Annotated in this window: 16 protein-coding genes; 4 read left to right on the top strand and 12 right to left on the bottom strand. The window is 42.1% G+C overall.

The features are described from left to right. The 3 genes from V6W81_RS16290 to V6W81_RS16300 form a co-directional block, all read right to left on the bottom strand. Complete coding sequence (locus V6W81_RS16290) at positions 1–801, bottom strand: MerR family transcriptional regulator (protein ID WP_338539748.1); 801 nt, start codon at positions 799–801, stop codon at positions 1–3. Between the two features lie 212 nt (positions 802–1,013). Beyond that, positions 1,014–1,478, bottom strand: coding sequence for a GNAT family N-acetyltransferase (locus V6W81_RS16295; RefSeq protein WP_338544012.1), 465 nt, complete (start codon positions 1,476–1,478; stop codon positions 1,014–1,016). 131 nt (positions 1,479–1,609) lie between these two features. Further along, complete coding sequence (locus V6W81_RS16300; protein WP_338539749.1) at positions 1,610–2,215, bottom strand: acetylglutamate kinase; 606 nt, start codon at positions 2,213–2,215, stop codon at positions 1,610–1,612. A 264-nt stretch (positions 2,216–2,479) separates the two neighbouring features. Between V6W81_RS16300 and V6W81_RS16305 the strand changes: the two genes are divergently transcribed. From V6W81_RS16305 to V6W81_RS16315, 3 genes are all read left to right on the top strand, one after another. Then, positions 2,480–2,917 carry a CPBP family intramembrane glutamic endopeptidase gene (locus V6W81_RS16305; protein ID WP_338539750.1) on the top strand — a complete coding sequence of 146 codons (438 nt, stop codon included), beginning with the start codon at positions 2,480–2,482 and terminating at the stop codon, positions 2,915–2,917. Between the two features lie 111 nt (positions 2,918–3,028). Then, complete coding sequence (locus V6W81_RS16310) at positions 3,029–4,168, top strand: GerAB/ArcD/ProY family transporter (RefSeq protein WP_338539751.1); 1,140 nt, start codon at positions 3,029–3,031, stop codon at positions 4,166–4,168. 90 nt (positions 4,169–4,258) lie between these two features. Next, positions 4,259–5,476, top strand: a complete 1,218-nt coding sequence (locus V6W81_RS16315) for an NAD(P)/FAD-dependent oxidoreductase (RefSeq protein WP_338539752.1) — start codon at positions 4,259–4,261, stop codon at positions 5,474–5,476. Positions 5,477–5,544: 68 nt separating this feature from the next. Here the strand turns inward: V6W81_RS16315 and V6W81_RS16320 are convergent, their stop codons facing one another. Next, positions 5,545–6,309 (bottom strand): alpha/beta hydrolase, encoded by a 765-nt coding sequence (locus tag V6W81_RS16320; RefSeq protein WP_338539753.1) that lies wholly within the window; start codon positions 6,307–6,309, stop codon positions 5,545–5,547. 130 nt (positions 6,310–6,439) lie between these two features. Here V6W81_RS16320 and V6W81_RS16325 point away from each other — a divergent pair, with 130 nt between their 5' ends. Continuing rightward, entirely contained in the window at positions 6,440–7,057 is a 618-nt protein-coding gene (locus tag V6W81_RS16325) for a TetR/AcrR family transcriptional regulator (RefSeq protein ID WP_338539754.1), read from the top strand. Between the two features lie 289 nt (positions 7,058–7,346). Here the strand turns inward: V6W81_RS16325 and V6W81_RS16330 are convergent, their stop codons facing one another. The 8 genes from V6W81_RS16330 to V6W81_RS16365 form a co-directional block, all read right to left on the bottom strand. Beyond that, positions 7,347–7,535 (bottom strand): hypothetical protein, encoded by a 189-nt coding sequence (locus tag V6W81_RS16330; RefSeq protein ID WP_056690632.1) that lies wholly within the window; start codon positions 7,533–7,535, stop codon positions 7,347–7,349. Between the two features lie 66 nt (positions 7,536–7,601). Then, positions 7,602–8,561 carry a helix-turn-helix transcriptional regulator gene (locus V6W81_RS16335; RefSeq protein ID WP_338539755.1) on the bottom strand — a complete coding sequence of 320 codons (960 nt, stop codon included), beginning with the start codon at positions 8,559–8,561 and terminating at the stop codon, positions 7,602–7,604. A 44-nt stretch (positions 8,562–8,605) separates the two neighbouring features. Beyond that, positions 8,606–9,046, bottom strand: coding sequence for a hypothetical protein (locus V6W81_RS16340; protein WP_338539756.1), 441 nt, complete (start codon positions 9,044–9,046; stop codon positions 8,606–8,608). 233 nt (positions 9,047–9,279) lie between these two features. Further along, positions 9,280–10,548, bottom strand: coding sequence for a cytosine deaminase (locus V6W81_RS16345; protein WP_338539757.1), 1,269 nt, complete (start codon positions 10,546–10,548; stop codon positions 9,280–9,282). Continuing rightward, positions 10,517–11,794 carry a cytosine permease gene (codB, locus tag V6W81_RS16350; protein WP_338539758.1) on the bottom strand — a complete coding sequence of 426 codons (1,278 nt, stop codon included), beginning with the start codon at positions 11,792–11,794 and terminating at the stop codon, positions 10,517–10,519. The genes V6W81_RS16345 and codB overlap by 32 nt, the downstream gene beginning before the upstream one ends. A gap of 307 nt (positions 11,795–12,101) precedes the next feature. Further along, positions 12,102–12,485 carry a hypothetical protein gene (locus V6W81_RS16355; RefSeq protein ID WP_338539759.1) on the bottom strand — a complete coding sequence of 128 codons (384 nt, stop codon included), beginning with the start codon at positions 12,483–12,485 and terminating at the stop codon, positions 12,102–12,104. Next, positions 12,482–13,360: an aminoglycoside phosphotransferase family protein gene (locus tag V6W81_RS16360; RefSeq protein WP_338539760.1), complete on the bottom strand. Its 879-nt coding sequence runs from the start codon at positions 13,358–13,360 to the stop codon at positions 12,482–12,484. Before V6W81_RS16360 ends, V6W81_RS16355 begins: the two co-directional genes overlap by 4 nt. A 38-nt stretch (positions 13,361–13,398) precedes the next feature. Further along, on the bottom strand, positions 13,399–14,049 hold the full coding sequence (locus V6W81_RS16365; RefSeq protein ID WP_338539761.1) for a hypothetical protein: 651 nt from the start codon (positions 14,047–14,049) through the stop codon (positions 13,399–13,401). Positions 14,050–14,084 lie beyond the last annotated feature (35 nt).

Here is a 14,084-nt window from a genome sequence, read left to right on the forward strand (position 1 = left end):
TCATCGGATCTCCTTCCGTCGTCCATGACCACTACCCTCACGATCAACATGTGCAAGTAATTCGTAATGTAAGCTCTCTTGGGTAAACAGAGACAGATAAGATTTCTCCACCAAAATTCTTGTCCCAGTTAAATGCAGAAGTCTATCATCAGCGAAGCTCTGAAATGTATTGAAGTGTTGTTGCAATTCTTCTTCACTACCGATGGAGAATTGATAAGTAAGGTACTCTCCAGCCGGCAATATTACATCTCCTTCTCGATCATGCGCTTCCGTGCACAGCAATAGTCGTTGATCCCCTTCATATATGTAATGAATATCTGCTTCAAATAAATCCGGTAACGTACAACCTTGTCGAGCCAACAACCGGGCGTCAAGTTCAGTGTCAACGTGTGTTTCGAACCAAGAGGACAACACAAGCCGATCACGTTTAATAAGCTGAAAGGAAGCATTATTCCCTGTAAAGAGTTCATTCTCATCTAAAATTTTCCCAATAAATCCACTTAACGCTCGTAGGCGCTCTATCTCAGCTTCGAGCGTAGAAATAGACTGTGTTAACATCCGCTTCATATCATCCGGCGTGCCTTCATCACTCCAGTCCCGGATCGCTTGTACCGATAACCCTGCCTTGCGCAACAGCAAAATATGAGCTAGCCGGTAAATCTCATCTATACCATACATACGATATTGATTGTCATCTATATAAGCTGGAAACAATACACCTTTTTCTTCAAAATATCGAATCTGATGAACGGATACGTTCATTAGTTTGGCGAACTCGCCTATCGTAATTTCCTTCTTCATCGTCGTCCCTCCAGTCTCTCACACAGACTAAGCATATACCTTAGGTCTGACCTAAGGTCAAGGGTTGCTATATGCAAAAGACGAAAAACACCTTCAAGGTGATCACCAATGTCGTTAGACAGAGATTTTTCGCTTAAAGGTGTTTCTCTTCATATTCATAATAAATAGGTAATTGAATGCAAGCATAAGTCAATTCTAGCGAACAGTGCATGTTAAAGCTTCATTTTCATGCCTTCATGCGTCGCTACAAATCCTAATCGCTCGTAAAAGCGCAATGCATCTTCCCGTTTCTTATCTGTCGTTAACTGAATCAGATGGCAATTCCGTGCTTTGGCACGTTCTACTGCCCATAGAATCAACTTACTTCCGAGACCTTTTCCTCTTTCCGTTGAGACCGTTCGAATCCCCTCGACAGTCGCTCTCCAACCGCCTTGATGAGTGATATACGGAGTAAATGTTATTTGAAGTACACCCACAATCTCTTCACCAAGACATGCGACAATCAGTTCATTATTAGGGTCGGAGTCAATAGCTTCGAACGCCTTCACGTAGCGATCAGGAAGCGGTGTTTCGTAACGTTCCCTGATCTTACCTAACTCATCATCCGCGAGCATTTGTACAATTTTACTCAAATCTCCCAATGTAGCTTCTCTAAAATCCACGATATCCCCCTCCATCTCACCAAAATAATATAGACCCATTATAGCCTTTAGTTTTGCTGCCTATCAAATCACATCACAAAAAGTTGACGCCCAGATGGACACCAACTTTTCAAAACGCATTACTTAAAAGAACTCAGTATAGTATATTAAGCTTGAAACACCATCGGAAATTGCTGAACGATTCCGGTTGTCATCATGTCTGCCATCTCTAATGCTTGTTGTTCAATTGAATCACTGAGTGCTACATTCATGGTGTAATCCTTCGCAATACGAGTAGCTACTGCTTCACTTAACAATCTTAAATGTTCGTACATCATCCGTTGCCATTCCTCTTTGGACCAATATGGATTGATTCTGGCAAAAAACTGAGCAATGTCATCTGCATTCGCATACCAACGCTTCTGGGCGTCCTCCGCTGCTGAAGTATTCCCTGCTTTTAGTGCGGTAACAAGCTCTGCCGCAATGGTTAGATGTTCACTGAGCAGCTTCTCAAACTCATTAGCAATGCCTGAGCCATAGATCGGTGCGAGCACCTCTGCAAAGTCTCGTGGATTACGAAGAAGTCTTGCCGCTGTCTGGTCTACATCTCCAAGCCCATCTACGATACTGTTCACAGTTAACCTTGTCCAGAAAACATGTTGTTCCCAAAGTGTCCGCAGTTTTCTGTTTAGCTCTACACTGGTTGGTGTCCAATGCACAGAGTGCTCTTGTCGAAATACAGGATAATAATAAACGGGATAATACGTGTACATCTATCCGTCAACTCCTCTTTTTCAACAATATATAGGCGAAACACCATATTGGTGCATGAAAATTGGGTAATATGTGATCTAAGGAGGGAGAACTATGGAACCGCATAAGGAAAAGCCAACTAACTCAACAAAGGATTTCAGTCCAAGAGACGCTGGATTAGTGTTTCTTTCATTTTCTTTCATTTGTGCAGCTATTACTTTGCCCTTGTCATTAATGATGTACTGACACTTCAACATTTTTTATCCATGGATTCACCCTTGGAAATGATTGGGATTATCGTCTTTTCTACGATTGGTTTACTGTTGTTCGGCGTCATTTTGAGTTTATATATCCCCGCAAAATATATCGATGACACGAATAAAAGCTATCCGGATTCCTCAATCCCTACCCTCTTGCTATTTATGTTTGTAGGCGCATTATTTGAGGAAATGTTATTTAGAGGAATTGTGCAAAATGTACTATACCTATTCATTGAAAGTAACTGGATTGCAATCCTGACAACCACATTGTTGTTCATCGGCTTTCATATTCAATATTTCAAGAAACCGATCATGCTTATCAACATTACCATTCCAAGTTTAGTTTTTGGATGGATTTATACAGAAACGAACAATCTCGCCGTTCCAGTTCTTGTCCATTTCCTTATGAATGTAGGTATAACGCTGTTATTTAAATACAATATCATCCGTCTCGAACGTTAAAACGTAACGAAGCCCATAGATCATGGAGGGATACCGTCAACGCCTGCATTTACATAAAACAACTCGACTGGGGAATGCTACAAAAAAATTCTCCAGTTTGGAGTGAAATTGATGAAACAATCCGGATCGAAGATCAGCACATCCGAAGTAGTCATTGTCGTTATTAATTCGATCCTTGGAGCCGGGATATTGACACTACCTCGAACGATTAGTAAAGCAGTGGAAACACCAGATGTGTGGATCTCCGTCATCGTGTCAGGTGTATTGGTCGCGCTGATTAGTATCCTACTCGTTACCTTGTGTCGCAGATTCCCTGGCAAAACGGTATTTGAATTTGTTCCTGAAATTACAGGCAAATGGATTTCATATTTTGTGGGACTTTTGATCATTATCTATTTTGTCATTCTGTGTTCATTCGAGGTCAGAGTCATGGCTGAGATTACAAGCATGTACATACTTGAGCGTACACCGAGTTGGGTTACCATCATGGTCAGCTTATGGGTTGGCATTTATATGATTAGTGGTGGTCTTAAAGTAATCATTCGCGTTTTTGAAATCGTATTACCTGTCACTCTCTTATTGTTAGCCGTGGTGTTCCTTTTAAGTAGCAGAATGTTTGAATTAAGTAATCTTAGACCTCTATTGGGTGAAGGTCTTCTCCCTGTATTAAAAGGCATTAAACCTTCATTTCTCTCCTACTCCGGATATGAAGTGTTATTAATCATTACAGCCATGATGACGGATGTCAAATCAAGTAATAAAGCTGTGATCTATAGCATCCTCACCTGCACGATCATATACCTGGTTACCATCGTCATGGTTGTTGGGAATTTATCATTACCCGGCATTGAAACGCGAACCTGGCCTACATTAGATATGGTACGAAGCTTCGAAATTGAAGGAGTATTCTTTGAACGCTACGAATCACTCTTTATCGTTTTTTGGCTCATGCAAATTTTTGCGACCTATGCGTTTAAGCACTATTTTGCCGCCGTGGGTATCCGAGATTTGTTTAGTCTCCGAAAAATCACAGGTATAGAATATGCATTGCTGCCTGTACTCTATCTCATTGCTTATTTGCCAAAAAATCTGGAAGAAACGTTAGCCTTGGGGGATTTTCTAGGAAATATATCTGTCTTTCTATTCGGTTTATTGCCACTCCTGTTGCTGATTATCAGCATGATCCGTAAAAAGGGCGGTAAGCACGCTTCTAACGAAGGCTCAGAATTACAATCCGTTCAGAGTCAATAAACACCTAACCTTCATGGTCTTTGCATCATTGAATCGAGTTAGATCATTATGCTCATACTACACACGGAATATATATAAGGGAGACTTGGTATGGATCTGCAAAGCGGAAAATTGTACTGGCCGACAACGGTTGTTAACCCACCCTCTTATCCTAAACTGCAAGAAGATATATCCTGTGATGTACTCATTATTGGCGCCGGCAGTTCAGGTGCTCAGTGTGCCAACATCCTTAGTGAGCAAGGCTTGAAAGTAGTCATTGTAGACAAAAGAAAAGCCGGAGAAGGTAGCACCAGCACCAATACAGCTCTGATTCAATATGCCGGTGAGAAGAGCTTTGTATCGCTCAGCAATTCCTTTGGCGAAGAAGTGGCTGCTCGTCACCTTAAGCTATGTGAACAAGCGATCAATGACATTGAGCGAGTCAGTAGCGAGCTACCTATTCATCCGGATTTTATAAGACGTGACAGCTTGTATTATGCAAGTTACAAGGAAGATGTCTCTGTTCTAACCGATGAGTATGCCCTACTTCAAAAATACGGATTCAAGGTAGATCTGTGGGATGAACAACATATCAAGCAGTCGTATCCTTTTCAAAAAGCAGGCGCTCTGTACTATTATGATGATGCTGAGATGAATCCGCTAAAATTCGTATATGGACTTCTTGAGAAAGTAAGATCTCATGGTGGCTTCATGTATGAGAACACCGAAATCACGGGAAAACGATTCGAACAGGACTACGCTGTTTTCTACACCAAGGAACGGCATGAAATTCAGGCCAAACATGTCATCATCGCCGCTGGTTATGAAGATCGTGAGTTTAAAGTCGAGAAAAATGCGACGCTCGCGAGCTCATACGCTGTAATAACGAAACCTATTGACGACTGGTCGAGCTGGTACAAACGAACATTAATATGGGAAACCGCCCGTCCCTATGTCTACATGCGTACCACTCCAGACAATCGAATCATTATAGGAGGTATGGACAAGGATACGGAGTACGCAACTACACGAGATTCTAAGCTCTTAGCGAGCAAAGACAAACTCATTCAGGAGTTTAACAAATTGTTCCCTGACATCCCGGTAGAACCCGAGTTTTATTTGGGAGCTTTCTACGGGGGAACGCATGACGGGTTACCTGTAATCGGCCAATATGATACCTATCCTCATTGTTATGTCATCATGGCTTACGGAGACAATGGGACGGTGTATAATGGTGTATTAGCTAAAATAGTTGCGGATAAAATCGTTACAGGGTCAAGCCCTGATTGGGATCTGTATCTGCAAACCAGACCACTTATCAATCACTAGACCAGATTTAATCATACAAAAGGCTCGATCGAGTAACCGTAATGGTTAATGATTCGAGCCTCTTTGCTTTACTTGTTCAACGAGTTAAACCAGTTATCCAGTGCTTGAACGACTTGCTTGAGCTGCTCATCCTCGGTAATTTCAGGTGTACGGTCTCCCTTTTGCATGCCGTACGATCCAAACTGTCCGTGGTTGCCTCCGTCTATACTGACAAATGTCGTATCCTTCGGAAGATTAGTTTTGGTTTTCTCCCATTCTTCCCAGTTCAATACGCCATCATTGGATCCTGTAATTTGTAGTGCAGATAAGTTGGTATCCTTCAAGCTCCCACCGTCATCAGCGTAAGATGCCAAGTAGAAAATTCCCTCAAGTTGATCAGCATGCTCCGCAGCATACCGTGAAGCAAATGCGCCGCCAAGCGAATGACCACCGATGACATAAGCTTCATCAGGATGTTCAGCGATAAATGAATCTGCTTTGTTCAGTCCAAAAATGGCTAGATTCAAAGGCATCTTGGCAATGTATACCCTGTGGCCATGTTCAGCCATTGTTCTGGCTAATGGGGAGTAACTGGATGGCTCCACCAGACCTCCGGGATAAAAAACGATATTGGGCTCCACGGCCTCGGTTCCCTGGGGTTCGAAGCGGTATCCTTGCTTCACCTCGGTAACCAATACCTGTCCGTCACTTTGCATAGCTGCTTCAGCTTGTTCGGATGGGCTGTATGTAACCGATGATAGGTATACAAACAATCCAACCACAAGGGCAACAACGACCACGCTTATCCATATCAGTATTTTTTTCCATCTGCTCATGCGTTGCGCCGTTTTCAATATAATACCACCTTTACTTGTTACGAATTGAATTACATTTAAATTATATTTACCGGTAAGTAAAATTACAAGAGGATTTTGCTAATGATCGAAATTTGTCATAAAATATTCATGTGAAGGAGCGAATGCAATGCCAGAGAAACCAGCAAAACGGCTACGGGGAAGACCCAGACAGGCTGACAATGATATATCCATACAGCAGACCATTATTTATACAGCGTCCACACTGTTTGAAGAATACGGCTACGAAGCGGTCTCGCTCCAACAGATCGGGAAACAATGCGGGGTATCCAAACCAACTATATATTATCATTTCGCGAGTAAACCCGAACTATTCAAGGTGGCAATGACAACGATGCTTAACAACGTTCGGAAGGTCACTTCACATTTGTTGAACGAAGTTGACCATCTGGAGCACGGTTTAGTACGATTGGCTGAGGCCAGATTAGCGAATCCTCATGCAGAGATCGAAACAATGATGAGAGAAGCTGAGTCTTTTCTTGATGAAAAGCAAGTTCGTGAAATCCGTGAAGCTGAGCAGAAGATCCATGAATTGCTAGCTGAACATTTCAGGCTCGCTATGGATCAGCAGATTCTTCGTGAAGAAGATCCCATGTTCTTGGCGGAGACCTTCTCGACGCTAATGTTAATGGGAAATCGTGAGAATAATCCACAAAAGTATGAATCACACCTTGCTCTCGCCCAAAAGGTGGTATCCCTCTTCCTGCAGGGCGCAAAGGCAACTTGAAGAAATAAATTAATAAATCAATGTTATGCGATGTCGTGCAATTAGCAGCTCAATAGGATAGGATTTAACTCAAGCAGGGTCTTAAGCGCAATAGCTAGCTTGTTCATCAACGGGAGCTTTCGTTCTTGGAACGGAGTTTCTCGTTGTTCCGCTTTTCATAAAAGCTGTAGTGTGTGGTTCTTATGTAAATTCTAAATGTACAGCAAAAAAGCCGCTCCGTGAGCGACTTCGAATGAATCTATGATTTCAATCTGAATATGGCTACCAGTGGTTAAGCGAGTGTATAATTTTATTTTTTCAACTTTTCCGGGTTCTTCACTTTAATGGATACAACCTCACCGCAATCAAGACAGATGGTGTACACTCGCTCCGAACCAAGCGACATCTTTTGATTCACTGGGCGCAGATTAATGAAATCCATCGCTTCAACGAACGAAGTTCCTCCACAATCTTTACATGTTCTCTCCGATGCTTGCATTGAATTATTCCCCTTTCTGTCATCACTCATCCTTCATTTACATTTTACTGGAACAACTAGCTTCGATCAAATGGTTCGATAGCGATTTAGAATTCGGTTGGCCTCTTCTTGTATTCGTTCACACAAAGACTGAGGTTCAATCACCTCAACGTCGCCCCCCCAGCCTAAGATATAGGGTACCAACTCTTCTGGATCGTGGACAAGATAAGTTACCAGAAGACTATCGTCCTTTTTCTCAATAGCCTCGATATAAAAGTGACCCGTCTCCGCGATTTTGTCAGCTATTTCAACATTCGCTCTAACCGTTATTCGTTGATTTCTCTTATTGTGCGGACGATAGTTACTAAGATGAAATTCCGGCGGCATAACATAATGTGATTCCAACACAACCAGTTCTGTCATTCGTGACAAACGAAAGTGTCGAATATCCTTACGGGTCTCACAATGTCCGATCAACGTCCAATTTCCTTGAACGAGTGTCAAACCGTAAGGATCAACCTCTCGTATGCTCTTACGAGTTCCATCAGAATCAGCAATTTTTTTCAGATAGGTCATACGTATTTTTCGTCTTTCCAAAATAGCTTGACGCACCTGACTTAAATAACTCTTCACCTTATCATCAATCTGCGGTTCACCCGCATGAATCACTCTCATCGTTTCACGAATACGAGTCGACTCATCACGTACCCCTTCTGGCAAAACGGCTTCAATCTTTCGCTGTACTTGTTCAACTACATCACTGTATTTGTTATCAAGCCTCTGTGAGATAAAATCCGTACCCAACAATAGCGTTACAGCCTCTTCTGCAGTGAAAGTAACTGGCGGGAGAAAATACCCATCCATCAAGGCATAACCTTGTCCGGGGGCTCCAAAAATAGGCACTCCCACTTCACTTAAAGCCTGCATATCTCGATATATCGTTCTTATACTAGTCTCGAATTGAGCAGCCAAATCCTCCGCCCTCAACATCTTATTATTGCGCTGAAGTTCGAGCGTTATTGCGAGCTGCCGTTCCGTTTTGTTCACTGTTCTTCCCCCATTAACCATGTAAGAAACATACTTTGATTCATTTAGTTACATTGCTCTTTGACACTAACATTGTTATTCGTAACAATGACATTGGAGTAACCTGACAATGATTCGGTGTAAGAACATATCATTTTATTGGTAGTCTCACCATTTGAATCAGTGATCTTTAGATAAATCCCACCTTCTCCAGACAAACTTAGGTTAGGACGAATTTTGATTACTTCACCACTTTTTATTTCTGCACCATACACATCTTTGGATCCACTTTCAACTATCACTCCTTGAGCTCCAGTTACTAATACACCCGTCTCTACAGATGATAGATTAAAATCAGATTGGTTATCAATAGTCACCGTAAAGCTACGGAACTGATTTAAGAATGAAGAAGCATTACTTTTTACTAAACTTAAAACTACAATAGTAATTCCAACAACCATAATAATGCAGATTGTCACCAGCAATATAAGGTTCTTGTTTGTCATTTAATCACCTCATTCGACTATTGTTCCAATATAACCCATTCTAATTCCTAAGTATAGCAGATCGGTTTTAGGCTCAATCCATGGTTCGCTTCATAAAAAAATCCCCTTATCGTAGCAAGATTAAGTCCGTCTTAACATTGACTTTTCTCTTGTCTACTAAAGGGGAAAATAATTAAAAATTGATTATTTAAAATAGTGCTGACTCTATTTCAACCATAATCATGCCATGTTTATTATTTGTTGAACGTAACCTTTTCCGAACCACCATCCAATAGAATGGACGTTTCCCGCGGCTTCGTCTCTGCGATTTTACGACCATTTCTGAAGGAATACAGCACACCAGCTTGTTTGCGAATGGCTTCATATTCATTCTCTGCTTCAAGCACGATGAAGTTGGCAGGTTTACCTTCCTCAATACCGTATACATCCTCAATGTGCAGCGTTCTTGCACTATTGCTAGTAATAAGATCGATTGAATTCACGATCTGGTCATAACCGAGCAATTGTGAAGCATGGATGCCCATATGCAGCACCTGAAGCATGTTGCCTGTACCAAGTGGGTACCACGGGTCGAAGATATCATCATGACCGAAACATACATTCAAGCCCGCTTCCTGAAGCTCCTTCACCCGTGTCAGTCCTCTTCTCTTCGGATACGTGTCAAAGCGCCCTTGCAAGTGAATGTTAACGAGTGGGTTGGACACAAAGTTCAGATCAGCCATCTTCAATAGGCGGAACAATTTATACGTATAAGCATCATTATATGACCCCATCGCGGTTGTGTGGCTAGCCGTAGTTCGGGAGCCTAGTCCTCGTTCGTAAGCTTCCTTCGCCACAACCTCTATGAATCGAGATTGCTCATCATCGATCTCATCACAGTGAATATCGATCAGTCGGTCATATTTCTCAGCAAGATCAAACGCAACTTTCATGGACTCAACGCCATATTCACGTGTGAATTCAAAGTGCGGAATGCCGCCAACCACATCAACGCCCATTTTGAGTGACTCTTCCAGCAATTCCGCGCCGTTTGGATACGAGTGAATACCTTCCTGCGGGAAAGCAACAAGCTGGATGTCCATATATGGAGCCATTTCTTCTTTTACTTCGAGCATCGCTTTTACTGCAATTAAGCTTGGATCAGTCACATCGACATGTGTCCGCACATGCTGGATGCCTTGAGCCAGTTGCCATTTTAATGCTGTTTTGGAACGGGTTTTGACATCCTCATGAGTTAAGAAGGCCTTGCGCTCAGACCAACGTTGAATCCCTTCGAACAGTGTACCGCTTAGATTCCACTCTGGCTCCCCTGCCGTAAGTGTTGTATCCAGATGGATATGTGGTTCAATAAATGGTGGCAGTACAAGTGAGCCGTTGACATTAATGACTTCGTCATTAGCTGTCGTCTCCAGCGTTTCTGTGATCTGCACAAACTTTCCGTCTTTTACCACAATATTCCAAAGGCCTTCTTTACCCCGCAATTTTGCGTTCTGTATAATCATTCAAATTCCCCTTTTCTTTGTTTTCTTTCGCTGGAACAATCATCATGAGCAAGACATAGGCTACCGCTGTTCCGAGTAATGCGTTCAGTGGTGTTACCCCTGGTGCAAGCTGTGCAAATGCAACGCCGATGGCCCAAGCAATCATCGCTATCCAGTTTACATTTTTGAAGTTCATTTCAGCAAAAGGCTTATACGATCTGCGTTTCACAATAAAGTAATCTGCAATAATAATGGCTCCAATCGATGGAACAGCTGCACCCAGCACATTCAGGAAACCAACGAAGTTGTTATACATCCACATGGCAAACACTGTACCTACGATACCATTTACGATCACGAAGAATTTCTTCGATATTTTGGTGATGTTGGCAAACCCGAGCCCAGAAGCATATAGCGCATTATCATTAGTCGTCCAGATATTCAGCCCCAGAACGATAATGGCTGGGATGATCAGTCCTTGCAGGAACATAACTTCTGAGATATCTGCTAGATTATAAGCCATCGCTCCTACAGCACCAAATAGAAACATGAGTGAATTCCCCAAGAAGAATGCAATAACTGTCGCCGTAACCGCTTGTTTGGAAGTACGGGAGAATCGAGCAAAATCGGGCGTTAGTGTTCCACCGCTAATAAATGAGCCAATGCAGATCGTCAATGCTGCCGCCGCAGTAAGCGTCTGTGTTGGTGTGTAGTCAAGTAATCCCTGCAAACCGCCTAGCGTGTTAGCTCCTTCAAACATGGAGTAGCTACCCAGAATAGCAATTGCGGGAACTGCAATATAACCAAGAATGATAAGTGACTTCATACCGTAAATAGCGGATGCGGTCATCGCAAGACCAAACACAATGATCAACAGATATACGTTCCAGTCCATCGCTTTAGCGACCGGGATGGCAAACATCGCTACGCCGACACCGAACCATCCAACCTGTGTAAATCCAAGCAGAAATGATGGAAGATACGACCCTTTCGCACCAAACGCATATTTTGCAAGCAAGTGCGTAGATAGTCCTGTCTTGGCAGCAATATGTGCCAACGCTCCTGTGTAGATACCGAGCACTAGGTTACCTGCGAGTACAATGCCGATGAATTCCATGAATGTCAGACTGACGCCCAGTGTTCCCCCTGCCAACATACTTGCTGAGAAAAATGTGAACCCAAGCATAACGGATAACGTCTTCCAAAAATGGTTTCGTTGTGCCTTTGGTACCTCTTGCCATGAAAATTCTTGATCTTGTTTGCTCATCAGAATACCTCCAAATAAAGTGTTCTGATACCATAAAAAAGCAGAAAAAAGAGGCTACTCGTCAAGTTATACACTGACAAGTAGCCTCTTCTTGCATTACAATCCGCGCGAAGACGCAGAGCATCCCTGATGGATATGCCCCGATTCCTGCGTGATTATAAAATCCGCTGCCCTTGCCAGCCTCTCTGGACTGAATTAAAGGTACCAGTATTCAATTAAACTCTATTATTTTGGAAAACGTCGAAGATGTCAATGTCATTATTATCCATTCATTATTAATTATTAATTTTTCATCACTACTTTTAGGCTATAAACCCTCTTCATAAGAGTTTTCCAAAATACCGTAAATCGTCATATGGATTTTGCCAAAACGTACTTCACAGAGTTCAGCAGGAGCAAAATTCAGACTCACGATACACTCTTTCAATCGACCTAGATTATATTCCAAAACTTCATCTTCCAATTCAAAAATTAGGCTAGATACATCATAACTGAGTTGATCGAGTTGATTGTTACAAGAGAAGGTTAGTTTATTTATTTTCTTATTTGCAACCATCGCTGGTTCGTCTAGTTCAATGTTGCCCTGAGCACCATTTAGTGCATTCTTAAACGCTTCAATAAGATCATTAACGCCATGTTGATCGAAGACAATCGTCAAGGCGTATTTCCCATCTCTAGCCAACTTGATCATAAGTCTAAACCTCCCTCATTCCTGCATTGAAGTACGATATTCCTCCAATACTGCCAAGATACCAGATACGAATCCAGATCGCTCGGATGATGCTTGATGGCAGTTCCAATTCTCAGGTATAAGCCGATGAGGACTTTCTCGTAGATCGTCGATACGGATGCCTCACCTTTGAAGCGAATCTGATCCAAGATTGAATGGAATGTTTCTATCGTTAGATCGTCTGGTGATGAACAAAATGCATAAATTACATCATACAAGGGATCTCCAATGACAGGTGCAGGGTCAATCACACCCTTTAATTGTCCGTCCTCAAATATAAAATTATGTACGCCACAATCCCCATGTAATAAAAATGCTTCCTGCTCTTCCTCCATGTTTTGTACCAGATTACATACAAGTTCATGATCTTCATCAGCTAAGTGCACACCGATCATTATAGATTTCGCAGAGCGTTCATCTTCCAGGAAATCACGCCATGATTTACTCGGTTGATCCGCCCATCCCCAACCTTGTTGAGTGCTTACTTGCTTATAATCATTAACAAGCCCATGAATGAGCGTTTGCAGTATTTCTCTTTTATTCTCATTCGGATAATCCGTTGAACCGGTGATAAAAGAGTACACGAGATACGTATTTGAGGGTTCTAAAAATATAAGCTTCGGAAGTAAATGTGACGATTGATAATAGTTCAGGTAGATCGATTCAGACTTAACCACCTGAGGCTCATTTATTTTTATGACATATGGATTACCATCTGTGCGTTCTATAAAATATAGCTTACTCACTGTGCCTCCACTCAATCGCTTGGCTGGAATAGCGACAGAGTGTAACACATTATGATGGACTAAATCTTCCATAATTTGCTCTATGTTCATAAGTGACCACGCTACTTTCAGTGCTTAATATGTCGTGTTTAGAATACGATTTTAACAACTTCTGGATATAATCTTTCGTATTCTTTATAGAGCACATAATGATGAACACCCTTAGAGACATCAAGGGCTTCCTTCGCAAGCTGTATAGCAAGATCTCGTCGACCCGCTTTGAGCTCAATTCCTCCTAGCAGCGCGGATCTCATCCAATGTTTCTTAATAGACTTCAGTCGTTCTCGTGCTTGCTCGCTATTGCCCTCCTCCATCAGAAGATACGTTTCATAATATGCCTGGTAATCTGATTCACGAATATGTGGGATAGCTTCCCGAATAGCATTCATGTCCTTGTTATAGATTCCATACGCTGCCTTGAAGGATGACTGTGCTGCTTTCTGTTTGTATTTGAGCAATACTTGCTCCATAACAACCTCTGCTTCGTCATCCAGCTTATTCGCTAGAACATAATTGATGTACAGCCCAGGTGTCTTTTTCTGCTTACGTAAACAAGACTCAATCCGATCTATGTTCTTATCGAACACTAACGGATATATTGTGAAACTTAGAAACGCAATAAGTGTGGCTGTGAAGACAACAATTATCGTTAACACTGTGGAATAATCATTCCATGCCATGAAAAAGACAAAGAAAAAAACGATGATTCCCATAACAACTTCCCAACGTAGCTTCCGCATAACCAATCTCCCCCGAATGATGTAAATAACAAAAA

It is taken from the genome of Paenibacillus tundrae, from assembly GCF_036884255.1.
Classification (GTDB): Bacteria; Bacillota; Bacilli; order Paenibacillales; family Paenibacillaceae; genus Paenibacillus.